General features: G+C 71.4%; 25 protein-coding genes. 16 read left to right on the top strand and 9 right to left on the bottom strand.

The window, feature by feature from the left end:
• The first annotated feature begins 35 nt into the window (after positions 1-35).
• The 4 genes from AB0M18_RS09620 to AB0M18_RS09605 all read left to right on the top strand — a co-directional run bounded on the left by AB0M18_RS09620 (position 36) and on the right by AB0M18_RS09605 (position 3,456).
• On the top strand, positions 36-746 hold the full coding sequence (locus AB0M18_RS09620; RefSeq protein WP_365756572.1) for a VIT family protein: 711 nt from the start codon (positions 36-38) through the stop codon (positions 744-746).
• Between the two features lie 137 nt (positions 747-883).
• Positions 884-1,762: a sterol desaturase family protein gene (locus AB0M18_RS09615; RefSeq protein ID WP_365756281.1), complete on the top strand. Its 879-nt coding sequence runs from the start codon at positions 884-886 to the stop codon at positions 1,760-1,762.
• A gap of 38 nt (positions 1,763-1,800) precedes the next feature.
• A complete protein-coding gene (locus AB0M18_RS09610) occupies positions 1,801-2,397 on the top strand; it encodes a lysoplasmalogenase (RefSeq protein ID WP_365756571.1) in 597 nt (198 codons plus the stop codon).
• Between the two features lie 15 nt (positions 2,398-2,412).
• Complete coding sequence (locus AB0M18_RS09605) at positions 2,413-3,456, top strand: zinc-dependent alcohol dehydrogenase family protein (protein ID WP_365756280.1); 1,044 nt, start codon at positions 2,413-2,415, stop codon at positions 3,454-3,456.
• Position 3,457: 1 nt separating this feature from the next.
• Here the strand turns inward: AB0M18_RS09605 and AB0M18_RS09600 are convergent, their stop codons facing one another.
• A complete protein-coding gene (locus AB0M18_RS09600; RefSeq protein ID WP_365756279.1) occupies positions 3,458-4,879 on the bottom strand; it encodes a CoA transferase in 1,422 nt (473 codons plus the stop codon).
• Positions 4,880-4,942: 63 nt separating this feature from the next.
• Positions 4,943-6,490 (bottom strand): S8 family serine peptidase, encoded by a 1,548-nt coding sequence (locus AB0M18_RS09595; RefSeq protein ID WP_365756278.1) that lies wholly within the window; start codon positions 6,488-6,490, stop codon positions 4,943-4,945.
• 326 nt (positions 6,491-6,816) lie between these two features.
• Between AB0M18_RS09595 and AB0M18_RS09590 the strand changes: the two genes are divergently transcribed.
• The 3 genes from AB0M18_RS09590 (at position 6,817) to moaA (ending at position 10,027) form a co-directional block, all read left to right on the top strand.
• Positions 6,817-7,212 carry a DUF485 domain-containing protein gene (locus AB0M18_RS09590; RefSeq protein WP_365756277.1) on the top strand — a complete coding sequence of 132 codons (396 nt, stop codon included), beginning with the start codon at positions 6,817-6,819 and terminating at the stop codon, positions 7,210-7,212.
• The gene (locus AB0M18_RS09585) at positions 7,209-8,858 is read left to right on the top strand and encodes a cation acetate symporter (protein ID WP_365756276.1); all 1,650 of its coding nucleotides are present in this window, start codon (positions 7,209-7,211) and stop codon (positions 8,856-8,858) included. Before AB0M18_RS09590 ends, AB0M18_RS09585 begins: the two co-directional genes overlap by 4 nt.
• Before the next feature lie 179 nt (positions 8,859-9,037).
• Positions 9,038-10,027, top strand: a complete 990-nt coding sequence (gene moaA, locus AB0M18_RS09580; RefSeq protein ID WP_365756275.1) for a GTP 3',8-cyclase MoaA — start codon at positions 9,038-9,040, stop codon at positions 10,025-10,027.
• On the opposite strand, the gene AB0M18_RS09575 is transcribed toward moaA, so the two are convergent.
• Both AB0M18_RS09575 and AB0M18_RS09570 read right to left on the bottom strand, forming a co-directional pair.
• Entirely contained in the window at positions 10,010-10,228 is a 219-nt protein-coding gene (locus tag AB0M18_RS09575) for a hypothetical protein (RefSeq protein WP_365756274.1), read from the bottom strand. The two genes, moaA and AB0M18_RS09575, sit on opposite strands and share 18 nt — an antisense overlap.
• Before the next feature lie 184 nt (positions 10,229-10,412).
• Positions 10,413-10,757 (bottom strand): DUF3099 domain-containing protein, encoded by a 345-nt coding sequence (locus AB0M18_RS09570; RefSeq protein ID WP_365756273.1) that lies wholly within the window; start codon positions 10,755-10,757, stop codon positions 10,413-10,415.
• Positions 10,758-10,925: 168 nt separating this feature from the next.
• Between AB0M18_RS09570 and AB0M18_RS09565 the strand changes: the two genes are divergently transcribed.
• Positions 10,926-11,201, top strand: coding sequence for a GlsB/YeaQ/YmgE family stress response membrane protein (locus AB0M18_RS09565; protein ID WP_365756272.1), 276 nt, complete (start codon positions 10,926-10,928; stop codon positions 11,199-11,201).
• Between the two features lie 95 nt (positions 11,202-11,296).
• Here the strand turns inward: AB0M18_RS09565 and tyrS are convergent, their stop codons facing one another.
• From tyrS to AB0M18_RS09550, 3 genes are all read right to left on the bottom strand, one after another.
• Positions 11,297-12,562: a tyrosine--tRNA ligase gene (gene tyrS, locus AB0M18_RS09560; protein ID WP_365756271.1), complete on the bottom strand. Its 1,266-nt coding sequence runs from the start codon at positions 12,560-12,562 to the stop codon at positions 11,297-11,299.
• Positions 12,563-12,631: 69 nt separating this feature from the next.
• The gene (locus AB0M18_RS09555) at positions 12,632-14,023 is read right to left on the bottom strand and encodes a metallopeptidase TldD-related protein (protein WP_365756270.1); all 1,392 of its coding nucleotides are present in this window, start codon (positions 14,021-14,023) and stop codon (positions 12,632-12,634) included.
• Complete coding sequence (locus AB0M18_RS09550) at positions 14,020-15,552, bottom strand: TldD/PmbA family protein (RefSeq protein ID WP_365756269.1); 1,533 nt, start codon at positions 15,550-15,552, stop codon at positions 14,020-14,022. The genes AB0M18_RS09555 and AB0M18_RS09550 overlap by 4 nt, the downstream gene beginning before the upstream one ends.
• A gap of 186 nt (positions 15,553-15,738) precedes the next feature.
• Between AB0M18_RS09550 and fabG the strand changes: the two genes are divergently transcribed.
• The 3 genes from fabG to AB0M18_RS09535 all read left to right on the top strand — a co-directional run bounded on the left by fabG (position 15,739) and on the right by AB0M18_RS09535 (position 17,841).
• Complete coding sequence (gene fabG / locus AB0M18_RS09545) at positions 15,739-16,455, top strand: 3-oxoacyl-[acyl-carrier-protein] reductase (RefSeq protein WP_365756268.1); 717 nt, start codon at positions 15,739-15,741, stop codon at positions 16,453-16,455.
• A 5-nt stretch (positions 16,456-16,460) separates the two neighbouring features.
• Positions 16,461-17,234, top strand: coding sequence for an enoyl-ACP reductase FabI (gene fabI / locus AB0M18_RS09540; RefSeq protein WP_365756267.1), 774 nt, complete (start codon positions 16,461-16,463; stop codon positions 17,232-17,234).
• A 208-nt stretch (positions 17,235-17,442) separates the two neighbouring features.
• Positions 17,443-17,841, top strand: coding sequence for a hypothetical protein (locus AB0M18_RS09535; protein WP_365756266.1), 399 nt, complete (start codon positions 17,443-17,445; stop codon positions 17,839-17,841).
• On the opposite strand, the gene AB0M18_RS09530 is transcribed toward AB0M18_RS09535, so the two are convergent.
• Positions 17,810-18,499, bottom strand: coding sequence for a FadR/GntR family transcriptional regulator (locus AB0M18_RS09530; RefSeq protein ID WP_365756265.1), 690 nt, complete (start codon positions 18,497-18,499; stop codon positions 17,810-17,812). The genes AB0M18_RS09535 and AB0M18_RS09530 overlap by 32 nt on opposite strands.
• Before the next feature lie 88 nt (positions 18,500-18,587).
• Between AB0M18_RS09530 and AB0M18_RS09525 the strand changes: the two genes are divergently transcribed.
• The 4 genes from AB0M18_RS09525 (at position 18,588) to AB0M18_RS09510 (ending at position 21,017) form a co-directional block, all read left to right on the top strand.
• Positions 18,588-19,958, top strand: a complete 1,371-nt coding sequence (locus tag AB0M18_RS09525; protein WP_365756264.1) for an MFS transporter — start codon at positions 18,588-18,590, stop codon at positions 19,956-19,958.
• Between the two features lie 4 nt (positions 19,959-19,962).
• Positions 19,963-20,079, top strand: a complete 117-nt coding sequence (locus AB0M18_RS09520) for an SGM_5486 family transporter-associated protein (RefSeq protein ID WP_365756263.1) — start codon at positions 19,963-19,965, stop codon at positions 20,077-20,079.
• A 177-nt stretch (positions 20,080-20,256) separates the two neighbouring features.
• The gene (locus AB0M18_RS09515) at positions 20,257-20,460 is read left to right on the top strand and encodes a hypothetical protein (RefSeq protein WP_365756262.1); all 204 of its coding nucleotides are present in this window, start codon (positions 20,257-20,259) and stop codon (positions 20,458-20,460) included.
• Positions 20,461-20,495: 35 nt separating this feature from the next.
• Positions 20,496-21,017 carry a histidine phosphatase family protein gene (locus AB0M18_RS09510; RefSeq protein WP_365756261.1) on the top strand — a complete coding sequence of 174 codons (522 nt, stop codon included), beginning with the start codon at positions 20,496-20,498 and terminating at the stop codon, positions 21,015-21,017.
• 84 nt (positions 21,018-21,101) lie between these two features.
• Here the strand turns inward: AB0M18_RS09510 and serB are convergent, their stop codons facing one another.
• A complete protein-coding gene (gene serB, locus AB0M18_RS09505; RefSeq protein WP_365756260.1) occupies positions 21,102-22,364 on the bottom strand; it encodes a phosphoserine phosphatase SerB in 1,263 nt (420 codons plus the stop codon).
• Positions 22,365-22,643: 279 nt separating this feature from the next.
• Between serB and AB0M18_RS09500 the strand changes: the two genes are divergently transcribed.
• Positions 22,644-25,226: an FHA domain-containing protein gene (locus AB0M18_RS09500; RefSeq protein WP_365756259.1), complete on the top strand. Its 2,583-nt coding sequence runs from the start codon at positions 22,644-22,646 to the stop codon at positions 25,224-25,226.
• Positions 25,227-25,293 lie beyond the last annotated feature (67 nt).

The raw sequence follows: 25,293 nt of genomic DNA, 5'->3' as shown, positions 1-25,293 counted from the left end.
CCGGGTGCGACCCTCCAGGAGTGACCGACGCACCCGTGCCCGCCCCCGCACACGACGAGGCCCACGGCGGCGGCCTCGGCTCCCGGCTCAACTGGCTCCGGGCCGCCGTGCTCGGAGCCAACGACGGAGTCGTCTCCACCGCGGGCCTCGTCGTCGGCGTCGCCGGCGCCACCGGGTCCCGGGACACCCTGCTCACCGCGGGCCTCGCCGGACTGCTGGCCGGCTCCATGTCGATGGCAGCGGGGGAGTACGTCTCCGTCTCCACCCAGCGCGACTCCGAGAAGGCCGCGCTCGCCCAGGAGCGCCGGGAGCTGCGCGAGCAGCCCGAGGCCGAACTCGCCGAGCTCACCGGCCTGCTCGCCCGCCGCGGCCTCAGCCCGGAGGTGGCCCGCGAGGCCGCCGTCCAGCTCACCGAACGCGACGCGCTGCGCGCCCACGCGCGCGTGGAGCTGGGCATCGACCCCGACGAGCTCACCAACCCCTGGCACGCGGCCGGCGCCAGCTTCCTCGCCTTCACGGCCGGCGCCCTGCTGCCGCTGCTCGCGATCGTGCTCCCGCCGGCCGACCACCGCCTCTGGATCACGGTGGTCTGCGTCCTGGCCGCCCTCGCCCTCACCGGCTGGTCCTCGGCCCGCCTCGGCGCCGCCCCCGTCCCCCGGGCCGTCCTGCGCAACGTCGCCGGCGGCGCGCTGGCGATGGCGGTGACGTACGCGGCGGGGTCGCTGCTGGGGGCGGCGGGGGTCTGAGGCGCTGCCCACCCGTGTTCGTGTTCGCCAGCAGGCGCCGTTGTCAGAAGGCGCCAAAGCTTGCTGACATCCGGTCTTACTTACTTGTTGGTAAATACGTCTAGTCGCCGCCCCGCCCCGCCTCTACCGTCATCGGCATGCCGAACCTGCCCGATGTCGTGCTCTGGTCCATACCGGCGTTCGTCCTGCTCACCGTCGTCGAGATGGTCAGCTACCGGCTCCACCCGGACGACGACGCCGCCGGATACGAGGCGAAGGACGCCGCCACCAGCATCGGGATGGGACTCGGCAGTCTCGTCTTCGACGCCCTGTGGAAGATCCCGGTCGTCGCGATCTACACCGCCGTGTACGAACTGACGCCGCTGCGCGTGCCCGTGCTGTGGTGGACGATCCCGCTGATGCTGCTCGCGCAGGACTTCTGCTACTACTGGTCGCACCGCGGCCACCACGTCATCCGCATCCTGTGGGCCTGCCACGTCGTGCACCACAGCAGCCGGAAGTTCAACCTCTCCACCGCGCTGCGGCAGCCCTGGACCGGTCTGACGTCCTGGCCGTTCTATCTGCCGATGATCGCGCTCGGCGTGCACCCGGCGGCCGTCGCCTTCTGCTCCTCGGTGAGCCTGGTCTACCAGTTCTGGATCCACACCGAGCGGATCGACCGGCTGCCCCGCCCCTTCGAGTACGTGCTCAACACGCCCTCGCACCACCGCGTCCACCACGCCTCCCAGGGCGGCTATCTGGACCGAAACTTCGGCGGCATCCTCATCGTCTGGGACCGGATGTCCGGCTCCTTCGTCGCCGAGACCGAGCAGCCCGTCTACGGCCTCACCAAGAACATCGGCACCTACAACCCGCTGCGGGTGGCCACCCACGAGTACGCCGCCATCGCCCGCGACCTCAGGGCCGCGCGCGGCTGGCGCGAGCGGGCCGGCCGGGTGTTCCGCGGGCCGGGCTGGCAACCCGGGCCGGAGCAGCCCCTGACGCGGGGCGGCGCCGCGCCGGAGGCGGCCGCGTGAGCCGCGTCTCGCAGATCCTCCTGGGCACGTTCTTCTTCCTGGCACTCCAGGACCTGACCTCGCTGGCCTTCGGCATCGAAGGCGTGTTCAGCCACCAGGTCGCCAAGCCGCTCCTGATGCCGCTGCTCGCCGCGTACGCCGCCACCCGGGGCGCGCCGAAGCCGCTGATCGGCGCGCTGCTCTGCGGCTGGGCCGGCGACGTGCTCCTCCTCTCCGACGCCGACTGGGCCTTCCTGGCCGGCATGGGCTGCTTCGCCGCCGGACACGTCTGCTATCTGGTGCTCTTCGGCTGCCGGCGGACCTCCCCGCTCCTCGGCCTGGTGTACGGGGCCGTCCTCGGCGTCACGGTGACCGCGCTGTGGCCCGGCCTCCCGGCCGACCTGCGCATCCCGGTCGCCTGCTACTCGCTGCTGCTCACCGCGATGGCCTACCGGGCCGGCTCCCTCGGAGTCATGGCCGGCATCGGCGGCGCCCTGTTCCTGCTCTCCGACACCCTCATCGCCACCGGCGTCGCCGACTGGCCCCAGCTGCCCGCGCCCGACTTCTGGGTCATGCTGACCTACATCGCGGCGCAGTACCTGCTGACCGAGGGAACCCTGCGCGCGATGTACGGTGAACGTCGTACAACCAGCTGACCCGGACGAGGAACCATGCGCGCCACCACCATCCACGCCCCCTTCGACATGCGCGTGGAGGACGTGCCCGACCCCGTGATCAAGGCGTCCACGGACGTCGTCGTCCGGGTGCTCCGCGCCTGCATCTGCGGCAGCGACCTGTGGGCCTACCGCGGCGAGTCCGCCCGGCAGCCCGGCCAGCGGATCGGCCACGAGTTCCTCGGCCTGGTCGAGGAGACCGGAGCCGAGGTCCGCGACTTCCGCGTCGGCGACCTCGTCGTCGCCCCCTTCGTCTGGTCCGACGGCACCTGCGAGTACTGCGCCGAGGGCCTCCAGACCTCCTGCCCCAGCGGCGGCTTCTGGGGCTCCGTCGGCTCCGACGGCGGCCAGGGCGAGGCCGTCCGCGTCCCGTTCGCCGACGGCACCCTCGTCAAGCTGCCCGCCGAAGCGGCCGGCGACGACCACCTGCTCACCGCGCTGCTCGCGCTCTCCGACGTCATGGGCACCGGCCACCACGCCGCCCTCGGCGCGGGAGTCACCAAGGGCTCCACCGTGGCCGTCGTCGGCGACGGCGCCGTCGGCCTGTGCGGCGTCCTCGCCGCCCGGCGGCTCGGTGCCGAGCGCATCATCGCCCTCGGCCGGCACACCGCCCGCACCGACATCGCCCGCGGCTTCGGCGCCACCGACGTCGTCGCCGAGCGCGGCGAGGCCGCCGAGGCCGCCGTCCGCGCACTCACCGGCGGCCAGGGCGCCCACGCCGTCATCGAGGCCGTCGGCACCGAGCAGTCCATGCGCACCGCCGTGAACATCACCCGCGACGGCGGCGCCATCGGCTACGTCGGCGTCCCGCACGGCTCCGGCACCGGCCTCGACCTCTCCGTCATGTTCGACCGGAACATCGCCCTGCGCGGCGGCGTCGCCCCGGTCCGCGCCTACATCCCGGAGCTGCTCCCCGACATCCTCGACGGGACGATCGACCCGTCCCCGGTCTTCGACCTGACCGTGGATCTCGCGGGCGTCCCCGGCGGATACCGGGCGATGGACGAGCGCACGGCGCTGAAGGTCCTGGTCAAGCCGTAGTTCAGGCCCCGAGCCACTCCGGGGTGTCCGCCCCCGCGACGCCCGGCGGGCGCTTCCAGCCCGCCGGGCCGCCCTCGTACGCCACGGGCGAGAGCGCGTGCCGCAGACGCCCCAACGGGCCGGCCGACTCGGTGAGCCAGCGCTCCGGCTCGTACCGGGGGAGCGCGTGCGTGAGCCAGTGGCCGGTCTGTGCGAGGGCGAGGCGTACGAGCCGGGTGCCGCCGTCCCGGTCCTGCTCGGTCAGCGAGCGCAGGACGGCCGCCGCGAGGAGGTAGCCGGTGCCGTGGTCGAGGGCCTGCGCGGGCAGCGCGCCCGGGTCCTGCTCAAGGGCTTCCTCCCCTCCGGAGCGCTCAAGTCGCTGCCGACGGTCGACCGTGCTCGGCAGCTCGTTCCTCGCCGCCTCCGCGCCCTCTCCCTTTCGGCACCGCCGCGCTCCTCCGGCGGGCGAACCCTCCACTGCCGCGATGCCGGTGGCCACCTGCACCAGGCTGTCGAAGCCGCGCCGGTCGCCCCAGGGCCCGTAGTCGCCCCAGGCGGACAGCCGGGCCACGACGAGACCGGGCCGGTCGAGGTCGAAGCGGTCGAGCGCTCCGGGCCGGTAGCCGGTCACCAGCACATCGGCCGCGTCGAGGAGTTCGCCGAAGGTCCGCCGGTCCGACGGGCTGTCCAGGTCCAGGGCCGCCGTCCGCTTCCCGACGTTCGTGTCGGCGTGCTGGTCCGGCAGCTCCGGGTTGCCCGGCGGATCGATCCGCAGCACGTCCGCGCCGAGCAGCGCCAGGGTCCGGGTGGCGACCGGGCCCGCGATCACCCGGGTCAGGTCCAGGACCCGCAGCGGCCGGTCCGAACGGCTCCGGGGCGGCGCGTCGTCGAGCCGCTCCCGGGTCAGCAGCGGGCGGGCGGCCACCGCCCGGCCCTGCTCGTGGGCGGCCCACTCCTCGGGCGTGCGCAGGGCGACGGCCAGGCCCCCGGCCGCGTACACCGCCGTCTCGACCTCGACGGCCTTCCGCTCGGCGATCGCCGCCGCCACGCCGTCCACCGCATCGGGCGCACCGAGCGCGGTGAGCAACGCGGCCTTGTGGTGCGGGTAGTTGGCGTGGGTGCGGACCCAGCCGTCGGCCGCCCGCCAGAACCGGGACAGCGGCGCGAACGACACCGGCGCCCGCCCGTCCACCCGCAGATGCCGCTCGCTCACGAACGCGGTCGCCACCGCCCCGTCGTCCACCCGCACCGGCCCCGGCAGCCCGGCCCGCTCCACCGCCGCGAGCCCCGCGACGGCGACCGTCGCCCGGGCCAGGTCCATGACGGGCAGCCGGGCCGGCAGGAGCCCCGAGGGCCCGCCGTACGTCACCCGGTCGAGCAGTGCGGGATCGCCGCCCAGCTCGGCCCACAGCAACTCCGTACCTGTACGCACTGTGTTGTCCATGGGCCCACGATAGAACCACCCGTGGCACTGAGTGCCACGGGTGGTTCAGGGATCCTCGGGAGGTTACTTGCGGACCGCGTCCAGCGCGTCCACCAGGCCGGCCCCGTAGAAGCCGTTGTAGCCCTTCTCGCCCTCGCACACCGCGTCGACGGTGCCGTCGCCATTGATGTCGTACGGGTTGGTGCAGGCGCGGTCGTCGGCCTGCGCGTACAGCAGGGCCTTCAGCGCGGCCGGGCTCGCCTTCGGGTGCGTCGACTTCAGCAGCGCGAGGACGCCCGCCACGTGCGGCGAGGCCATCGACGTGCCGGCCTTGTAGTTGTAGCCGCCGTTCACCGTGGTCGACCAGATGCGGCCGTTGACCGCCGGGGCGTCCGGGGTCTGGTACTCGGTGCGGTCGCCGCCGGGCGCCGCGACGTCGATGACGCCCAGGCCGTAGTTGGAGTAGGACGCCTTCAGGTCCTTGGCGCCGGTCGCGGAGACCGTCACCACGCCCGGCAGCATCGCCGGGTAGTCGAAGCACTCCTTCGGGTCGATGACCCGGTCGCCCGGAGTGCTGTCGTTCGGGCTGCCGTCGTCCAGGATCGAGTCGGCCGCCAGGTCGAACCTGGAGTTGCCGGCCGCCGCCACGTTGACGGTGCCCTTCTTCTCCGCGTACCGGGTCGCCCGGGTGACCGCCTCGATGAGGGCCTTCTGGTCCTCGTCGCTCTTGCAGGCGAACATCCACGGGTCGGTGAAGTAGCTGTTGTTGGTGATGTCGACACCGTGCTCGGCCGCCCACACGAAGCCGCAGACCACGGCCTCCGTGAAGAAGTAGCCGTCCGGCGTGGACACCTTGATGCCGGCCAGCTTCACACCGGGCGCGACACCGGTCATGCCGATGCCGTTCTTCGCGGCGCCGATGGTGCCCGCCACGTGCGTGCCGTGGTCGCTCTCGCCCGGCTTCGGACGCCACGAGCCCGGCGTCGTGTCGGCCTTGCCGCTCACGCAGTTGGCGGAGGCGGCGGCGTCGAAGTTCGGCGCCAGGTCCGGGTGGGTGTCGTCCACGCCGGTGTCGATGACGCCGACCGTGACGTTCCTGCTGCCGAGGGTCTTCGCGTGCGCCTGGTCGGCCTTGATCGCCCGGAGGTCCCACTGCAGGGGCTCCATCGGGTCCTGACCGTCCGTGGCGGCGGCCGCGGCGGCCTGGATCTCGGCCGGGGTGGCCGTCTGCGAGCCCTCGCCCACCGAGTCGTCGGCGAAGGCCGACTGCGCGGACAGCGGAGCCGTACGGGTCGCACCCGCCGACACCACACCGGGCGCCGTGCGGATCGTCTGCGCGAACGCGGGGTTCTGCGAGTGGACGACGATCACGCCGATCCGGTCGTAGGACACGACCACCTCGCCGCCCGCGGCGGCTATCGCCTTGCGCACCCTGTCCGGCGTCTTGCTGCCGCCCGCCACGTTCACCACGTAGCTGAGCTTCGGCCCGTCCGTGGCCACGGCGGCCGCCGGGGCGTCGGACAGCTCCGCCGCCGAGGCTGCGCCGGCGGGCAGGAAACCGAGCGAGGCCGTGAGCGCGAGACCGGCCGGCAGAGCGAGTACTCGACCGCGCCGCGATCCCAGATGAGCCATGGGTTCTCCACATCATCCGTACGTGCTGCCCGGCGCCGATGTGCGGCCGGGCAGGTGCATGACGAGTGAAGCTATCGCCGATCTTCCCCGCTCATCAATGAGTTGAGAAGACTTCATGAAGATCCCTGGCGAGAAAACCACTCCGGTGAACCACTTCGCCGCGCGCTCCGTGCCGTTGATCAGGGGAGGGTTCCGGCCGGAACCCCGAACTCCGCATCCCCAGCGAGGCCCCCATGACCCTGCCCACCGCGCCCGCGTCCCCCGAATCGCCCGGATCGCGAGGATCACAAGGAACGCGCGGAACACAAGGAACCCGAGGAGATTCCGTGGCCACCGACGCACCGCCGCCACCCCGAACCAGTACGGACGCCGCCACCCCGGCCGGTCCCACCACCGAGGAGTTCGTCGAGGTGCAGCAGAGCGCCGAGTTCGGCGAACTGCGCCGCACCTACCGCTCCTTCGCCTTCCCCCTGACGATCGCCTTCATCGCCTGGTACCTGCTCTACGTGCTGCTCTCCAACTACGCGGGCGGCTTCATGGGCACCAAGGTCTTCGGCAACGTCAACATGGCCATGGTCCTCGGCCTCGCCCAGTTCGCGACCACCTTCCTCATCGCCTGGCTCTACTCGCGGCACGCCGCCAACCGCCTGGACCCGCAGGCCGAGGCCATCAAGCGGCACATGGAGTCCCGCAGCACGACCCGTACGGAGGCCGACGCATGAGCACCGCCCTCGGCAGCCCCCTCGGCAGCCCCGTCCTCCTCGCCGCGGGCAACGCGACCAGCGAGCACCGGACCCTGATCATCTCCCTGTTCGCGGCCTTCGTCCTCGCCACCCTCGTCATCACCGTCTGGGCCGGCCGGCAGACCCGCTCCGCCGCCGACTTCTACGCCGGCGGACGCCAGTTCACCGGCTTCCAGAACGGCCTGGCGATCTCCGGCGACTACATGTCCGCCGCGTCCTTCCTCGGCATCGCCGGCGCCATCGCCCTCTTCGGCTACGACGGCTTCCTCTACTCCATCGGCTTCCTCGTCGCCTGGCTGGTCGCGCTGCTCCTGGTCGCCGAACCGCTGCGCAACTCCGGCCGCTTCACCATGGGCGACGTCCTCGCCTACCGGATGCGCCAGCGGCCCGTCCGCACCGCCGCCGGCACCTCCACCATCGTCGTCTCGATCTTCTACCTGCTCGCCCAGATGGCCGGCGCCGGCGTCCTCGTCTCACTGCTGCTCGGCATCACCAGCGACGGCGGCAAGATCGCCATCGTCGCCCTGGTCGGCGTCCTGATGATCGTGTACGTGACCATCGGCGGCATGAAGGGCACCACCTGGGTGCAGATGGTCAAGGCCGTGCTGCTCATCGCCGGCACGCTCCTGATCACCTTCCTCATCCTGTGGAAGTTCCACTTCAACGTCTCCGAGCTGCTCGGCGCCGCCGCCACCAACAGCGGCAAGGGCGACGCCTTCCTGGAGCCCGGCCTCAAGTACGGCCTCACCGCCACCTCCAAGCTGGACTTCCTCTCGCTCGGCATCGCTCTCGTCCTCGGCACCGCCGGCCTGCCGCACATCCTCATCCGCTTCTACACGGTGCCCACCGCCAAGGCCGCCCGGAAGTCCGTCAACTGGGCCATCGGCATCATCGGCGCCTTCTACCTGATGACGATCGTCCTCGGCTTCGGCGCCGCCGCCCTGCTGAAGAACAGCGACATCGTCGCCTCCAACAAGGCCGGCAACACCGCGGCCCCGCTCGCCGCCCTGGAGATCGGCGGCGGCGCCGACTCGACCGGCGGCGCGATCCTGCTCGCCGTCATCTCCGCCGTCGCCTTCGCGACCATCCTCGCCGTCGTCGCCGGCCTCACCCTGGCCTCGTCCTCGTCCTTCGCGCACGACATCTACGCCAACGTGATCCGGCGCGGCAAGGCCACCGAGAAGGAGGAGGTGCGGGCCGCCCGCTGGGCCACCGTCCTCATCGGCATCGTCTCGATCGCGCTCGGCGCCCTCGCCCGCGACCTCAACGTCGCCGGCCTGGTCGCCCTCGCCTTCGCGGTCGCCGCCTCCGCCAACCTGCCGACGATCCTCTACAGCCTCTTCTGGAAGCGCTTCACCACCCAGGGAGCGCTCTGGTCGATCTACGGCGGACTGATCTCCGCGGTCGTCCTGGTGCTGTTCTCGCCGGTCGTCTCCGGCAAGCCGACCTCCATGTTCAAGGAGGTCGACTTCTACTGGTTCCCGCTGGAGAACCCCGGCCTGATCTCCATCCCGCTCGGCTTCCTGCTCGGCTGGCTCGGCTCGGTCCTCTCCAAGGAGGAGCCGGACAAGGGCAAGTACGCGGAGCTGGAGGTCAAGTCCCTCACCGGCGTCGGAGCGCACTGACCGAAGCGCTGACCGGAGTGCACCGAGTCGTATACGTTCCGCGATGAACCACCGGCCGCGTCGTAGAGTTCTACGACGCGGTCGGCCCCGTCCTCGTGACAATCGGCCCGTGCTCTGTGTCGGAGGCGTCACGTAGGCTCGGACACGAAGCGAAAGCCGTACGAGAGGGAGGGGGCCCAGTGCTCATCGACACCTATGGCCGCGTCGCCACCGACCTGCGGGTATCCCTCACCGACCGGTGCAATCTGCGCTGCACCTACTGCATGCCGGAAGAGGGCCTGCAGTGGCTGGCCAAGCCCGACCTGCTCACCGACGACGAGATCGTCCGCCTGGTCCGGATCGCCGTCACCGAGCTCGGCGTCACCGAGGTGCGCTTCACCGGCGGCGAGCCGCTGCTCCGTCCCGGCCTCGTCGGCATCGTCGAGCGCTGCGCCGCCCTCGCACCCCGCCCCAAGCTGTCCCTGACCACCAACGGCATCGGACTGGGGCGCACCGCCACCGCCCTCAAGGCGGCCGGCCTCGACCGGGTCAACGTCTCGCTCGACACCCTGCGCCCCGAGGTCTTCAAGACCCTCACCCGCCGCGACCGGCACCACGACGTCCTCGACGGCATGGCCGCCGCCCGCGACGCCGGCCTCACCCCGGTCAAGATCAACGCGGTCCTGATGCCCGGGCTCAACGACGACGAGGCCCCCGACCTGCTCGCCTGGGCCATGGAGCAGGGGTACGAGCTCCGCTTCATCGAGCAGATGCCGCTCGACGCCCAGCACGGCTGGAAGCGCGACGGCATGATCACCGCCACGGACATCCTGGAGTCGCTGCGCACCCGCTTCACCCTCGACCCCGAGGGCGCCGACGAGCGCGGCTCCGCCCCCGCCGAGCGCTGGGTCGTCGACGGCGGCCCGCACACCGTCGGCGTCATCGCCTCCGTCACCCGCCCCTTCTGCCGGGCCTGCGACCGCACCCGCCTCACCGCCGACGGCCAGGTGCGCACCTGCCTGTTCGCCACCGAGGAGACCGACCTGCGGGCGGCGCTGCGCTCGGACGCGCCCGACGCGGTGATCGCCGAGATCTGGAAGAAGGCCATGTGGGGCAAGAAGGCCGGATCGGGCCTCGACGACCCGGGCTTCCTCCAGCCGGAGCGCCCGATGTCAGCGATCGGCGGCTGAGTCCCAGTCGGCGAGCGGGACGACGTCCTTCAGGAAGCCCCGTACCCCCAGGAACTGGGAGAGGTGCTCGCGGTGCTCCTCGCACGCGAGCCAGGTCTTGCGCCGCTCCGGCGTGTGCAGCTTGGGGTTGTTCCAGGCGAGGACCCAGGCGGCGTCGGCCCGGCAGCCCTTCGCGGAACAGATCGGCTTCTCTTCGCTCACTGGACCTGGGATCACCTGATCATTGTCCAGCAAGGGCGATGCCGAGCAGCCACGGGGGGAGCTGCCCGGCATCGGTCCGTCGCTCCGACGGGGGATGCGGAGCGCGTAGGCAGTATGTCACGGGGGATGGGGTGCGGTGCACCGGAACTTCATGATTGATCTGAGCTTTTCCTGAGCTTTCCGCTCACGCTGCGTGATCGCTCGGGGTGTTCGTTTCGGCGTCCTCGGAAGGCTTCGCCGGCAGTTCCGGCCGCACCGGAGGCGGGACGAACGTGGACGGGAGGGACGGAGTCGTCTCCCGGCCGGCGTTGGCGATCACCACCGCGATGTACGGGAGCACGGCGCCGACCACCAGCGCCACGATCGCCACGTACCGCTCCACGTTCCACAGCGAGGCCGCGGCGATCACGGAGAGCGTACGGATCGACATCGAGATCACGTACCGGCGCTGCCGCCCGCGCACGTCCTCGGCAAGGCCCTGCCGGGCCCCGGTGATCCGGAAGACCTCGCCACCGCCATGCTTCCGCATCACTTCCACCACCCGCACACCGTGCCGGACCCTCCCCGGTCCGGTCCTCCTTCCACCGTACGCCCGGCGTCCCCCGCCGAGGAGGCCGGGGCACGTTCGGTCCCGTCCGACATGCGCTGATTGGCCGACGGGCCGAGACTGGGCACACCTGTGCACGAGGAGGCGACGATGAGTTGGTTGTGGGCGATCATTGTGGGCTTCGTCCTGGGACTGATCGCCAAGGCGATCCTCCCGGGCAAGCAGCAGATCCCGCTGTGGCTGACGACGATCTTCGGCATTCTGGGCAGCGTGCTCGGCAACGCGGTCGCGGCCTGGATCGGGGTCGAGGACACCAGGGGCATCGACTGGACCCGGCACCTCCTCCAGCTCATCGGCGCCGTCGCCGTGGTCGGCGTGGGCGACATGCTGTGGACCTCGATCAAGGGCAACAAGCAGCGGGTCTGATCGCGTGGCGGACATGCCGGAGGCCCGGTACGGCGCGGAGCGCGCGTACCGGGCCTCCGGTGTACGACCCGTACGGGTACGGGTACGGGTACGCCCTAGGCGCCGACCTCGATCGCCGCCAGGTTCTTCTTGCCCCGGCGCAGCACCAGCCACCGGCCGTGCAGCAGCTCGTCCGCCGTCACGACGGCGTCCTCGGCGGTCACCTTCACGTTGTTCACGTAGGCGCCGCCCTCCTTCACCGTGCGACGGGCGGCCGACTTGCTGGCCACCAGACCGACCTCGGCGAACAGGTCCACGACCTGCCCGAGCTCCGCCACGCGCGCGTGGGGCAGCTCGGAGAGGGCCGCGGCGAGAGTGGCCTCGTCGAGCTCGGCGAGCTCGCCCTGGCCGAACAGCGCCTTGGACGCGTCGATCACGGCCCGGCACTGGTCGGCGCCGTGCACCAGGGTGGTGAGCTCCTCGGCGAGGGCCCGCTGCGCGGCGCGCGCCTGCGGCCGCTCCGCCGTCTGCTTCTCCATCTCCTCCAGCTCCTCGCGGGACTTGAAGGACAGGATCCGCATGTACGTGGAGATGTCACGGTCGTCGACGTTCAGCCAGAACTGGTAGAACGCGTACGGCGTGGTCATCTCCGGGTCCAGCCACACCGCACCGCCCTCGGTCTTGCCGAACTTGGTGCCGTCGGCCTTCACCATCAGCGGCGTCGCCAGCGCGTGGACCTGCGCCTCCGGCTCCAGCTTGTGGATCAGGTCGAGGCCGGCCACCAGGTTGCCCCACTGGTCGGAGCCGCCCTGCTGCAGCGTGCAGCCGTGGCGCCGGTACAGCTCCAGGAAGTCCATGCCCTGGAGCAGCTGGTAGCTGAACTCGGTGTAGCTGATGCCCTGCTCGGACTCCAGGCGCCGGGCCACGGAGTCCTTGGTCAGCATCTTGTTGACCCGGAAGTGCTTGCCGATGTCCCGCAGGAACTCGATCGCCGACATGCCGGCGGTCCAGTCCAGGTTGTTCACCATGACCGCCGCGTTCTCGCCCTCGAAGGACAGGAACGGCTCGATCTGCGAACGCAGCCGGTTCACCCAGTTCGCGACCGTCTCCGGGTCGTTCAGGGTGCGCTCGGCGGTCGGCCGCGGGTCGCCGATCTGGCCGGTGGCCCCGCCGACCAGCGCCAGCGGCCGGTGCCCGGCCTGCTGGAGCCGGCGGACGGTGAGGACCTGGACCAGGTGGCCGACGTGGAGACTGGCCGCGGTCGGGTCGAAACCGCAATAGAACGTGACGGGACCGTCCGCGAGGGCCTTGCGCAGGGCCTCCTCGTCGGTGGACTGGGCGAAGAGCCCACGCCACTTCAGCTCGTCGACGATGTCCGTCACGTCGTCCGTCTCCTCGTGATGCGTATACGACAGAGTTGTCCCGGCCAGTCTAGGCCGTGTCCGAGCGGGTCAGACGCCCTTGCTGACCGAGCTCATGTTGAAGTCCGGCACCCGCAGGGCGGGCATCGCGGCCCGGGTGAACCAGTCGCTCCACTCGCGCGGCAGCGTCTGCTCGGTGCGGCCCGCCTCGGTGGCCCGGGACAGCAGGTCGACCGGCGACTCGTTGAACCGGAAGTTGTTCACCTCGCCGACCACCTCGCCGTTCTCGACCAGGTAGACGCCGTCCCGGGTGAGGCCGGTGAGCAGCAGGGTCGCCGGGTCGACCTCGCGGATGTACCAGAGGCAGGTCAGCAGCAGACCGCGCTCGGTCGCCGCGACCATCTCGTCCAGGGACTTCTCGCCGCCGCCGTCCAGGATCAGGTTCCCGGCGGCCGGAGCCATCGGCAGCCCGGTCAGCCCCGCGGTGTGCCGGGTGGTGACCAGATGGGCGAGCTTCCCGTCCCGTACCCAGTCGACCGGACCGACCGGCAGACCGTTGTCGAAGACCGACGAGTCGTCGCCCGAGCTGTGCGCGATGACGAACGGCGCGGACTCCAGGCCCGGCGCGTGCGGGTCGCTGCGCAGGGTCAGCGGCAGCGGCGACAGGGTCTCGCCGATCCGGGTGCCGCCGCCCGGCTTGGAGAAGACCGTGCGGCCCTCGGCCGCGTCCCGGGCCGCCGCGGACCACAGCTGGTAGATCATCAGGTCGGCCACCGCGGTCGGCGGCAGCAGCGTCTCGTACCGCCCGGCCGGCAGGTCGATCCGCCGCTCCGCCCAGCCGAGCCGGGTGGCCAGCTCGGCGTCGAGCGCGGCCGGGTCGACGTCCTTGAAGTCCCGGGTCGAGCGCCCGGCCCACGCGGAGCGGGACCGGTCCGGGGACTTGGCGTTGAGCTCCAGGGTGCCGTTCGGCTGGTCGTGCCGCAGCCGGAGCCCGGTCGAGGTGCCGACGTAGCTGGATTTCAGCGCGTGGTTGGCGAAGCCGTACAGCTCGCGGCCGCCCGCACGCGCGCGTGCGAAGGCCTCGCCCAGCGCCGGCGCGAAGGCGTCGAAGACGGCGGAGGAGGTCTCGGCCGGGGCGTCGGTGAAGTCGGGCGACACGGGCACGCCCTCGACCAGCGGCTGCGCGTCCTCGGCGGGCCCGGCGGCCCGCGCCGCCTCCTCGGCCGCACGCACCAGCGGCTCCAGGTCGTCCGCGGTCACCGCCGAACGCGACACCACACCGGAGGCGGCGCCCTGGGCCCCGTCCACGGTCGCGATCACGGTGAGGGTGCGGCCCCGGGTGACACCGTTGGTGGTGAGCGCGTTGCCGGCCCAGCGCAGGTTCGCCGAGGACTCCTCGTCGGCGATGACGACACACCCGTCGGCGCGCGACAGCTCAAGCGCCCGCTCGACGATCTCGTACGGCTTGCTGACGCGGCTCATCGACCGGCCTCCTGCGTGGTGTTAAGGATGTTCACACCCCGGAACAGGGCGGACGGGCAGCCGTGCGAGACCGCGGCGACCTGGCCGGGCTGGGCCTTGCCGCAGTTGAACGCGCCGCCGAGGACATACGTCTGCGGGCCGCCGACCTGCTCCATGGAGCCCCAGAAGTCGGTGGTCGTCGCCTGGTACGCGACGTCCCGCAGCTGGCCCGCGAGCCGCCCGTTCTCGATGCGGAAGAAGCGCTGACCGGTGAACTGGAAGTTGTAGCGCTGCATGTCGATCGACCAGGAACGGTCGCCGACCACGTAGATCCCGCGCTCCACCCCGCCGATCAGGTCCTCCGTGGACAGACCGCCCGGGTCCGGCTGCAGCGACACGTTCGCCATCCGCTGCACCGGCACATGGCCGGGGGAGTCGGCGAAGGCACAGCCGTTGGAGCGGCCGAGGCCGGTCAGCTTCGCGATCCGGCGGTCCAGCTGGTAGCCGACGAGCGTGCCGTCCTTCACCAGGTCCCAGCTCTGCCCCTCGACGCCCTCGTCGTCGTAGCCGACGGTCGCCAGGCCGTGCTCGGCGGTCCGGTCACCCGTCACGTTCATGATCGAGGAGCCGTACGCCAGCTTGCCCAGCTGGTCGAAGGTCGCGAAGGAGGTGCCCGCGTACGCCGCCTCGTAGCCGAGCGCGCGGTCCAGCTCGGTGGCGTGGCCGATCGACTCGTGGATGGTCAGCCACAGGTTCGACGGGTCCACGACCAGGTCGTAGCGCCCGGCCTCGACGCTCGGCGCGCGCATCTTCTCGGCGAGCAGCCCGGGGATCTCGTCGAGCTCCTTGTCCCAGTCCCAGCCGGTGCCCGTCAGATACTCCCAGCCCCGTCCGACCGGCGGCGCAAGGGTCCGCATCGAGTCGAACTCGCCGGTCGACGCGTCCACCGCGACCGCCGTCAGCTGCGGGTGCAGCCGGACCCGCTGCTGGGTGGTGACGGTGCCCGCCGTGTCCGCGTAGAACTTGTTCTCGAAGACCGTGAGCAGCGAGGCGTCCACGTGCGCCACGCCCTCGGCCCGCAGCAGCCGCGCGCTCCACTCGGCGAGCAGCCCGCTCTTCTCCTCGGCGGAGACGGTGAAGGGGTCGATCTCGTACGAGGAGATCCACACCCTGTCCGCGTGCACCGGCTCCTCGGCCAGCTCCACGCGCTCGTCCGAGCCCGCCGCCGCGATCACCTTCGCGGACAGCTTGGCCATGGCCACCGCCTGCGAGGCCACCCGCGCCGCCCCGTCCATGGTCAGGTCCACACCGGACGCGAACCCCCACGCGCCGCCGTGCACCACCCGCACCGCGTAGCCGAGGTCCGTGGTGTCCGACGAGCCCGAGGGTTTGGCGTCGCGCAGCCGCCACGAGGCGCTGCGCACCCGCTCCAGGCGGAAGTCGGCGTGCTCGGCCCCGAGCGCCCGCGCCCGCGCGAGCGCCGCGTCGGCCAGCGCCCGCAACGGAAGCTGGGTGAAGGCTTCGTCGAGGGAATGGGTCCCAGATTGCACAGCTGTCTCCTGTCGTGTGAGACCGGTCGCCCCCGATCATGTCGTGCTTTCGGCCGTGATGCCCAGAGCTTTCTGTAGGGACCCGACAGCGACACCAGGACGCCACTGTCAGGGCCCGATTCTCCGTATCGAGGGAGGGACCGATAGGTTTTCGGCATACCAGACCGCTATCGAAAGGGTGATCCGTTGAGCCGCTCGGTTCTCGTCACCGGAGGCAACCGGGGCATCGGCCTCGCCATCGCCCGCGCGTTCGCCGAGGCCGGCGACAAGGTCGCGATCACGTTCCGCTCGGGCGATCCCGCGGAGCTGGAGAAGCAGGGCTTCCTCGCCGTCAAGTGCGACATCACCGACTCCGAGCAGGTGGACCAGGCCTACAAGGAGATCGAGGAGAAGCACGGTCCGGTGGAGGTCCTCGTGGCCAACGCCGGCGTGACCAAGGACCAGCTCCTCATGCGGATGTCCGAGGAGGACTTCACGTCCGTCCTCGACACCAACCTCACCGGCGCCTTCCGGGTCGTGAAGCGTGCCAACCGCGGCATGCTGCGCGCCAAGAAGGGCCGCGTCGTGCTGATCTCCTCCGTCGTCGGCCTGCTCGGCTCGGCGGGGCAGGCGAACTACGCCGCCTCGAAGGCCGGCCTGGTCGGATTCGCGCGGTCCCTGGCCCGGGAGCTCGGTTCGCGCAACATCACCTTCAACGTCGTCGCGCCCGGTTTCGTCGACACCGACATGACCGCGGTGCTCACCGACGAGCAGCGCGCCGGCATCGTCTCCCAGGTTCCGCTGGGCCGCTACGCGCAGCCCGAGGAGATCGCCGCCGCGGTGAAGTTCCTCGCCTCGGACGACGCCTCGTACATCACTGGAGCCGTCATCCCGGTTGACGGCGGACTGGGAATGGGTCACTGAACACCATGGCTGGAATCCTCGAGGGCAAGAAGATCCTCATCACCGGTGTGCTGATGGAGTCCTCCATCGCCTTCCACGCCGCGAAGCTGGCCCAGGAGCAGGGCGCGGAGATCATCCTCACCGCCTGGCCGCGGCCGACGCTGACCGAGCGCATCGCCAAGAAGCTGCCCAACCCGGACGTCAAGGTCCTGGAGCTCGACGTCTCCAACGACGAGCACCTCGCCCGCCTGGAGGGCCAGGTCCGCGAGCAGCTGGGCGACCGCCTCGACGGCGTCGTGCACTCCATCGGCTTCGCCCCGCAGGACGCGCTCGGCGGCAACTTCCTGAACACGCCGTTCGAGTCGGTCGCCACCGCCATGCACGTCTCGGCCTTCTCGCTGAAGTCCCTGACGATGGCGCTGCTGCCGCTGATGAGCGAGGGCGGCTCGGTCGTCGGCCTCACCTTCGACGCGCAGTTCGCCTGGCCGCAGTACGACTGGATGGGCCCGGCCAAGGCCGCCCTGGAGGCCACCAGCCGCTACATGGCGCGTGACCTGGGCAAGCAGAACATCCGCTGCAACCTGGTCTCGGCCGGTCCGCTCGGCTCGATGGCCGCGAAGTCCATCCCGGGCTTCTCCGACCTGGCGAGCGTCTGGGACACCCGCTCCCCGCTGGCCTGGGACCTGAGCGACCCGGAGCCGGCCGGCCGCGGCATCGTCGCGCTGCTCTCCGACTGGTTCCCGAAGACGACCGGCGAGATCGTCCACGTGGACGGCGGTCTGCACGCGATCGGCGCCTGATCTCGGACGCGGTGTCTGATCTCGGACGGGGTGTCTGACCTCGGACGATGTGAGGGGCCGGGGGCCCGCCCGACCGGCGGGCCCCCGGCCCCTCGTCGTTTCCCCGGCCGCCTTCGCCGCCCCCTCCCCGAGTCGAAAAGTCGGCCGACTCACCCCAGACTGGTCGGAGCGTGACATTCCGGCTACTGCATGGGGAGGAGGTACGGACATGCGCACGCCGCTCTTCCGGGCGCCCGCGCTCGTTCCGGCCGCCGCACTCCTCGCGGGTCTGGCCGGCCTCGCCGTCGCCGCCGAGGTCCGTGCCGCTCCCGCCCCCGCCGAGGACGGCGTCGCACGCTCCACCCCCGCGACCGGGGATCCCGAGAACTTCGGAGCCTCCTGCCGCACCCTCGTCCAGGGCTCCGCCGTCACCGTCCACTGCCAGAACCCCTATCCCCGCACCGACCGGGTCCGCCTCCACGTGGAGTGCGCGCGCTGGTGGGACGTGGACACCGACAGTGCCCCCGTCGAGGTCGGCCCCGCCGACTACGCCCAGGTGACCGGCCGCTGCTGGAAGGAGGTCAAGGCCGCGTGGATCACCCACGAACCGGCGGCTCCGGGCTCCTGAGGCACATGAAGGGATAGCCGGCCGCCTCGGTCGCGGCCCGCTCGGCGTCGCCCTCGTGGATCGCCGCCACCAGGCGCGCGTGGTCCATGTGGTTCTCCGGGCGCAGCTCTTGGCCCACGTCCTCGCGCAGCCAGGAGCGCAGCACGTGCCCCAGGTCCGAGTAGAGCCCGGTCAGCACCTCGTTGTGCGAGGCCACCACGACCGCGTGGTGGAAGGCCGCGTCCGCGGTCACGAACTCCTCCGCGTCGCGCGCCGCCCAGGCCTCCTCGCGGCGGGCGAGGAGCGCGTCCAGCTGCCTGAGGTCCCGTTCGGTGCGCCGCTGCGCGGCCAGCCGGGCGGCCGAGGACTCCAGCGTGGCGCGCAGTTCGGCCACGTCGCGCGGGTCGGAGCCGGCGAACCTGCGGTGCATCACGCCGGCCAGCTCGCTGGTCGCCACCACATAGGTGCCGGAGCCCTGCCGGATGTCGAGCAGCCCGTTGTGGGCGAGCGCGCGGACCGCCTCGCGCACGGTGTTACGGGCCACCCCGAGCTGTTCGACCAGCTCGGGCTCGGTCGGGATGCGGGTGCCGACCGGCCACTCGCCCGAGGTGATCTGGTTCCGCAGCTGGGTGATCACCTGGTCGGAGAGCCCGCTGCGCCGCGGTTGCCCGAGGGCCATGCCACACCTTCCGTCCGTTCGTCCCGTACCGGCGATCGATTGTCCAAAACTGGACAACCAATCATCCCATGATTCTATGATGAGTCTCATGCCAGACGAGCCGCAGACACTCGACCCCGCCCTCAGGAAGCAGCAGGAACAGAAGAGGCCGCAGCAGCAGGCCCGCGGCAGCGCCGGCGCCCCCGATTCTCCCGCATCCGCCGGACCCGCCCGCTGGGTCGGCGTGCTCGTCGCCGTCGGGCTCGTCCTCGCCGCGTTCAACCTGCGTCCGGCGATCACCAGCCTCGGCGCCCTCCTCGAAGAGGTCAGCGCGGGACTCCACATGAGCGGCAGCGTGGCCGGCGTCCTCACCTCCGTGCCGCCGCTGTGCTTCGCCCTCTTCGGCATCGCCGCCCCGCGGCTCGCCCGCCGCTTCGGCCCCGCGGCCGTGGTCTGCGCCGGCATGGCCGCGATCGCCGCAGGCCTCGTGCTGCGCTCCCTCGCGGACGGCACCCCCGCCTTCCTCGCCGCCAGCGCCCTCGCCCTCATGGGCATCGCGCTCAGCAACATCCTCATGCCGGTCCTGGTCAAGCGGTACTTCCCGGACCGCATCGGCAGCATGACCGGCCTCTACTCGATGGCCCTCGCGCTCGGCACCTCCGTGGCCGCCGCCGCGACCGTGCCGCTCACCGACGCCCTCGGCGGCGGCTGGCGGCTCGGCCTCGGCATCTGGGCCGCCCTCGCCGCCCTCGCCGTACTGCCCTGGATCCCGCTGATCCGCGACCGCGCCGCGGCCGGTGCGGGCGTCGGCGTCGGCGGTGGCAGTGGCAGTGGCAGTGGCAGTCGTACGGGGCGGCAGGCGGCTCCCGTCGACACCCCGGCCGCCGCACCGCGCGTCGCCCGCAGCCGCACCGCCTGGGCCCTCGCCGCCTTCTTCGGCCTCCAGGCCACCGGCGCGTACATCACCATGGGCTGGATGCCGCAGATCTTCCGCGACGCCGGCGTCCCCGCCTCCACCGCGGGCGTGCTCCTCGCCGTCACCATGGTCATGGGCGTGCCGCTCGCCTTCGTCATACCCGGCCTCGCGTCCCGGCTCCGCCACCAGGGCCCCATCGTCGTCGCCCTCGGCCTGTGCGGCCTCAGCGGCTACACCGGCCTCTACTTCGCGCCGGCCGGCGGCGCCTGGGTCTGGGCGGTCCTCCTCGGCGTCTCCAACTGCGCCTTCCCGCTCGCCCTCACCATGATCGGCATGCGCTCGCGCACCGGTGCCGGCGTCGTGAAGCTGTCCGCCTTCGCGCAGAGCGTCGGCTACCTCATCTCCATCCCCGGGCCGCTCCTCGTCGGCGTCCTCTACCAGCACAGCGGAGGCTGGGGCCTGCCCGTCGCGCTCATGGGCGCCCTGATGGTCCCCCAGATGATCGCGGGCGTCCTCGCCGGCCGGGACCGGATCGTCGAGGACGAATCCGGGATGCGAGACTGAGGGCATGCCCGTACTCGAACCGAATCCCCCGAACGGCCAGAAGACGCTCCTCGTCATCCTCGGCGCCATGCTCGGCATCACGGTGGTCATCGCCGTCATCGCCACCCTCGCCTCGCCCTGACGTCCGGGGAGCAACCCTCCGGGGGGCAACCCTCCGGGGGTGGGGACAACCCCCGCATCCCCTAGGGGGCAGGTGTCAGGGTCAAGTGGGTGGATCACCTGATGGGCCGAGGGCCGCCCGCTCCGTACGTTGGTGTCAACGCGGAAAACGCGAGGAGCCCATCCCACGGAGGCGGCCATGACGGCGCGAATCCCCACCGGTGTCCGGACCCGGCAGGCCGGCGTCGACACCCGGCTGCCCTGGTGGGCACTCGCTCTGCCGGTGGCCGCGTTCGTGGCCCTCTTCCTGCTCATAGCGGGCCCGGGGGAGGCCCGGGCGGTCAGCCGCGACCCCGCCATCGGGCACATCCTGGAGCAGCTCCAGCAAACGCTCTCTCTCTGAGTCAACCCGGGCCGTTTCGTGCGAAGCTGTCCAGCATGAGCGTCGACACACCCCGCAGGATCGTGCTGCTCCGACACGCCAAGGCGGACTGGCCCCAGACCTCCGACCACGAGCGCCCGCTCGCCGAGCGCGGCCGCACCGACGCCCCCGTCGCGGGCCGCAGGCTCGCCGACACCGGCATCGGCTTCGACCTCGCCGTCTGTTCGACCGCCGTGCGCACACGGGAGACCTGGAAGCTCGCCGTGCACGAGCTCCCCGAGCGTCCGAAGACGGTGTACGAGGAGCGGCTGTACGAGGCCTCCCTCGGCGAGCTCCTCGCCGTGGTCAACGAGACCCCGGAAACCGTCGACAATCTGCTGCTCATCGGCCACAACCCCGGGATGCACGCGCTCGCCGACGCCCTCTCCGGTGCCTCGGAGGGCGACACGCTGGCCCGGATGACCCGCACCGGCTTCCCGACCTCCGCCTTCGCCGTCGTGAGCTTCAACGGCTCCTGGAAGTCGGTCGAACACGGCATGGCCGGCACCCTGGTCGAGTTCTGGACCCCGCACGACTGAGGCGGGTCCACAACGGACAGCCGTACGTGAAGGGGCCCGGCCGTCCTGCGACGCCCGGGCCCCTCACGTACGCGCGTACGCAGATCAGTGCGGCAGGTCCTCGGCGCCGTCGTCCGCCGCCTCGACCTCCTCGCGCGTGATGCCGAGCAGATAGAGCACGGTGTCCAGGAAAGGCACGTTCACCGCGGTGTCCGCGGCCCGGCGCACCACCGGCTTCGCGTTGAACGCCACACCCAGACCCGCCGTGTTCAGCATGTCCAGGTCGTTCGCGCCGTCGCCGATCGCCACCGTCTGCGCCAGCGGCACCCCGGCCTCCGCGGCGAAGCGGCGCAGCAGCCGCGCCTTGCCCGCCCGGTCGACGATCTCCCCGGTGACCCGGCCGGTCAGCTTCCCGTCCACGATCTCCAGGGTGTTGGCCTGGGCGAAGTCGAGGCCGAGCCGCTCCTTCAGGTCGTCCGTGACCTGCGTGAAGCCGCCGGACACCACACCCACCTGGTAGCCGAGCCGCTTGAGCGTACGGATCAGGGTGCGGGCGCCGGGCGTCATCCGCACCTCGGCCCGCACCTTGTCCACCACGGACGCGTCCAGACCGGCGAGCAGCTTCACCCGGGCGTGCAACGACTGCTCGAAGTCCAGCTCGCCGCGCATCGCGGCCGCCGTCACCTCGGCGACCTCGTCCTCGCAGCCGGCGTGGGCCGCGAACAGCTCGATGACCTCGTCCTGGATCAGCGTCGAGTCGACGTCCATCACGACAAGACGCTGGGCCCGGCGGTGCAGCCCGGCGGAGACCACGGCCACGTCCACGCCGATCGAGTGCGCCTCGGTCGCGAGCGCGGTCCGCAGCTCCTCGGTCCCGCAGCCGGACACGGCGAACTCGACCGCCGTCACCGGGTACTTGGCGAGGCGGAAGATCCGGTCGATGTTGCCGCCGGCCTCCGCGATCCTGGCCGCTATGGCCGCCGTCTGCTCGGCGGTCAGCGGATGCCCGAGCACGGTGACGTGCGAGCGGCCCTCGCCACGCGGCCGGTTGTCACCGGTGCCCGAGATGATCTCGGCCTGGAGCTTCATGGACTCGGCCCAGCTGTGCACGGTCGCCCGCAGCTCGCCCTGGCCGGCGACGGTCGGCTCCGTGACCAGCGCGCACAGCACGAGCCGGCCGCGGGACACGACCTGCTCGATGTCCACGACGTCGACGGAGTAGGCGGCGAGAGTGTCGAAGAGTCCTGCGGTGATCCCGGGACGGTCCTTCCCGAAGATCTTGACGAGGAGAGTCGGCACGTCCGAGGCGGGAACGCCCGGGGTGGGAACGTCCGAGGCGGGAACGTCTGGGGTCTGCGATGCGCTCATGGTATGTCCACCGTATCGGGCACCCGGTGCCACCAGACCCCCCGTCCCGCCTGCCGGACACCCGGGTGGCCGCAGGCTTGCGCCCGGCTGCGCCGGGTGATCCGCGTGTGGCGATCCCCGCCGGGCGGTCTCGCGCCGGGCGCGTCGGGTGATCTCGGGCTCTTGCGCAAGCTCTTCACGCGGCCCGACTTTCGGATACGGGCCGGGGCCTGAAATAGTTCCCCCGGATGTTCACCATCCCTGGGCTCCCGAAGACGGGGGTGCATCGGGGGACAAGTAGTGGGGCATGGAGTGCCAGAACTCGTACTGGAATTGAATGGAAGGACCTGGACTCTCGATCCGTCCAGGTCGTACACCCTGGGCCGCGATCCCCAGGGCGACCTGGTGATCGACGACGCCAGGGTCTCGTGGCGGCACGCCACCATCAGCTGGGGCGGCCGGAGTTGGGTCATCGAGGACCACGGCTCCACCAACGGCACGTTCGTGCAGGGCCAGCGGATCCACCAGGTGGAGATCGGCCCCGGCTCGGCCGTCCACCTCGGCAACGCCACCGACGGGCCGCGGCTGAACCTGGCCGCCACCGGCGCGCCGGTCCAACAACAGATGCAGCAGCAGGTGCCGCACCAGCAGGCGCCGCAGGTGCAGCAGCCCGCCCACCAGGGCGTGCATCAGGAGGTCACCCACCAGGCGCCGCCGCAGCACCAGCCGCCTCAGCAGCAGGGCTGGCCTCAGCAGCAGCCGCAGCAACACCAGGCCGCGCCGCACCAGGTCCCGCACCAGCCGCCGCCGGCCCAGCAGGGCGGGTACCCGCAGGGCGGAGCGCCGGCGCACGGCGGCGGCGACCACCGCAACCCCACGACCTTCTACCAGCTGAACCTCGGCCGGGAGATGAGCATCGGTCGTGCGCTGGAGAACGACCTGGTCGTCTCCGACCTCCAGGTCTCCCGACAGCACGCCACGTTCCACGCGACGCCGGACGGCCGCTTCGAGATCCGCGACCTCGGTTCGCACAACGGCACGTACGTCAACGGTCAGCCGATCGCCAAGGGCGGCTCCGTCCTCATCGGCCCCAACGACGTCGTCGGTGTCGGTCACTCGACCTTCCGGATCGTCGGCAACCAGCTCGAGGAGTTCGTCGACACCGGCGACGTCTCCTTCTCGGCCCGCCACCTCACGGTGACCGTCGACGGCGGCAAGCAGATCCTCAAGGACGTCACCTTCGGCGTCCCCGAGAAGTCGCTCATCGGCGTCATCGGCCCCTCCGGCTCCGGCAAGTCGACCCTCCTCAAGGCGCTCACCGGCTACCGGCCCGCCGACCAGGGTGACGTCCTCTACGACAACCGCAGCCTCTACAAGCAGTTCGCCGAGCTGCGCCAGCGCATCGGTCTGGTCCCGCAGGACGACATCCTGCACAAGGAGCTGACCGTCCAGAAGGCGCTCAAGTACGCCGCCAAGCTCCGCTTCCCCGGCGACACCGCCGAGGCCGAGCGCGAGGCCCGGATCGACGAGGTGCTGCGCGAGCTCAAGCTCGACATCCACCGCGAGAAGAAGATCACCTCCCTCTCCGGCGGCCAGCGCAAGCGCGTCTCCGTCGCCCTGGAGCTGCTGACCAAGCCCTCGCTGATCTTCCTGGACGAGCCGACCTCCGGCCTCGACCCGGGCATGGACCGCGATGTCATGCAGCTGCTGCGCGGCCTCGCCGACGACGGCCGCACGGTCCTCGTGGTCACCCACTCGGTGGCCGAGCTGGCCCTGTGCGACAAGCTGCTCGTGATGGCGCCCGGCGGCTCGGTGGCCTACTTCGGTCCGCCGGACGAGGCGCTGAACTTCTTCGGCTACTCCACCTGGGCCGATGTCTTCTCCGCGTTCGAGAACTACCGCGACTACGACTGGGCGGGCCGCTGGAAGGGCTCGCAGCACTACCAGATGTACGCGGCCGAGATCGACGCCGTCGCCGCCCAGCCGGTGCAGATGCCGCAGCAGGCGCAGCAGGCGATGACCAAGCCGCCCAAGCCGCAGGGCTGGGGCTCGCAGCTGTGGACGCTGATCCGCCGCTACGTCTCGGTGATCGTCTCCGACAAGGGCTTCCTCGCCCTGATGGTGATCCTGCCGGCCGTCATCGGCTCGGTCTCCGTGGTCATCCCGGCCGACTTCGGCCTGGCGCCGCCCAAGCCGCCGTCCCGGTTCAACGGCGACGCCGGCATCATCATGCTGATCCTCGCGGTCGGCATGTGCTTCTCCGGCGCCGCGAACTCGGTCCGAGAACTGATCAAGGAACGGGTCATCTACGAACGGGAGCGCGCCACCGGCCTGTCCCGCTCGGCGTACCTGATGTCCAAGGTGATCGTCCTCGGTGTCGTCACGGCCTTCCAGGGCGTCATCCTCTGCGCCATCGGCTTCGCGATCCGCGACCTGCCCGCCGAGGGCCTGATCATGCCGCCGGCCGTCGAGCTCTGCCTCGTCGTCATCGCGCTCGGCCTCACCTCGATGATGGTGGGCCTGGTCATCTCCGCGCTGGTGAAGACCGCCGAGAAGACCATGCCGCTGCTGGTCATGTTCGCCATCGTCCAGGTGGTCTTCACCGGCATCCTGTTCAAGGTCTTCGGTTCGCCCGGCCTGGAGCAGTTCGCCTGGCTGATGCCGTCCCGCTGGGCCATCGCCGGCGCCGGCACCACCCTGGACCTCGCGCACCTGATGGCGCCGTGGGACCCGAAGAACCCGACCGACCTGGACCCGCTGTGGGACCACAGCGCCGGCCAGTGGTTCTTCAACGTCGGCGTGCTGCTGTTCATGACCACGGTGCTCGGCATCCTGGTCGCGCGGCTGCTGCGCCGCCACGAGCCGGAGGTCATGCGCAAGTAGGCGCACCCCGGTCCGTACGACGCCGAAGGGCGGCACCCCGCACAGGGTGCCGCCTTTCGCGTGTCCG

Origin of the sequence: Streptomyces sp. NPDC051909 (genome assembly GCF_040681095.1) — a bacterium.
Classification (GTDB): Bacteria; Actinomycetota; Actinomycetes; order Streptomycetales; family Streptomycetaceae; genus Streptomyces.
Note: the sequence above shows the minus strand (reverse complement) of the source record. Positions and strands in the feature narration are given on the sequence as shown.